The following is a 1,455-nucleotide window of genomic DNA, read 5'->3' as shown; positions in this document are numbered from 1 at the left end:
CTTGAGGGCATCGACTGGCGGCAGCCCCGCCGCACCGCCGCATTATCGATGTTGTAAACCGCGCGGCAGACTCGTAAACTACGGCGCATGTCGAACGGCGCCGATCTCCCTGACGATATCGAACAGCTGAAGGCCTTGCTGGTCGAGGCCCGTAGTCTGCTTGCCGAACGCGATGTCGAGATTGAGCAGCTCAAGGCCCAGATCGACAAGCTCCGGCGTATGCAGTTCGGTCGCAAGTCCGAGCAGCTGCAGCGGCAAATCGAGACGCTCGAGACTCAACTTGAGGATCTGGCCGCCGGGCGCGGCGTAGCGGATGTGCAGCGTGCGCAGGCCCGCGGTGCAAACGCGTCCTCATCGAACGCAACGATGGACGAAGCGGCTTCGAAGCAAGCGCTTCCCGCACATCTGCCTCGCGAGGATCATGTACTCGAACCCGAGTCGAATTGCCCGGACTGCGGTCAACCAATGCGGGTGCTCGGCGAAGACTCATCCGAACAACTCGCCCGGGTTGTCGCGGCGTTCAAGGTCATTCGCACGATCCGGCGCAAGCTGGTTTGCCCGTGCTGCAGCACGATCACGCAGCCGCCGATGCCGTGGCTGCCGATCGAGCGGAGCATCGCTCATCCGAGCTTGCTGGCAGACATCCTCGTCTCGAAGTATGCAGACCACCAGCCGCTGTACCGGCAATCGGCAATCGCGGCGCGCGACGGCGTGACGCTTGACCGGGCCAGCATGGGCCGCTGGGTTGGCCAGTGTGAGGCGCTGTGCGCCCCGCTAACAGAGGCGCTGCGCCGCTATACCGTTGCCGCTACCAAGCTGCACGCGGATGACACGCCAATCCCGGTGCTCTCACCGGGCAACAGGAAGACCCGCACCGGCCGGCTGTGGGTCTACGTGCGCGACGATCATCGCTCGGGCTCGACGCAACCGGCTTCGGTCTGGTTCGCGTACTCGCCGAACCGCCAAGGCATCCATCCTCAAACCCATCTCGCCAGCTTCAAAGGGATCCTGCAAGCGGATGCTTACGCTGGCTTCGACGAATTGTTCCGCGATGGCTCGATACGCGAGGCTGCTTGCCATGCCCACGCGAGGAGAAAGTTCTACGACATCCACGTGCGCACACCATCTGACACAACACAGAAGGCACTCGAATATATCGGCGGGCTCTACGACATCGAGGCCTCCATTCGCGGCAGGCCTGCTACCGAACGGCTGCGAATACGGCAGGAGAAAGCCAGACCGCTGCTTCAGATCTACGAAGCGTGGCTAAGGGCAAAGCTCGAAACACTGTCGTCGAAGTCCGATACGGCCAAGGCGATCAACTACACGCTAAACCAGTGGAGCGCCCTGACGTTGTATTGCGAAGACGGTACGCTCGAGATCGACAACAACATCGCGGAGAACGCGCTGCGTTGTGTAAGCCTGGGCCGGAATAATGCGCAGCCAGAAATTATG

Annotated in this window: 1 protein-coding gene; it reads left to right on the top strand. The window is 61.9% G+C overall.

The features are described from left to right. Nucleotides 1-87: 87 nt before the first annotated feature. A partial coding sequence (tnpC, locus tag P3T43_RS35630; RefSeq protein WP_429285664.1) for an IS66 family transposase occupies nt 88-1,455 on the top strand: 1,368 nt, incomplete at its 3' end.

It is taken from the genome of Paraburkholderia sp. GAS41, from assembly GCF_050436545.1.
Classification (GTDB): Bacteria; Pseudomonadota; Gammaproteobacteria; order Burkholderiales; family Burkholderiaceae; genus Paraburkholderia.
This window is presented reverse-complemented; position numbering and strand designations above follow the sequence as displayed.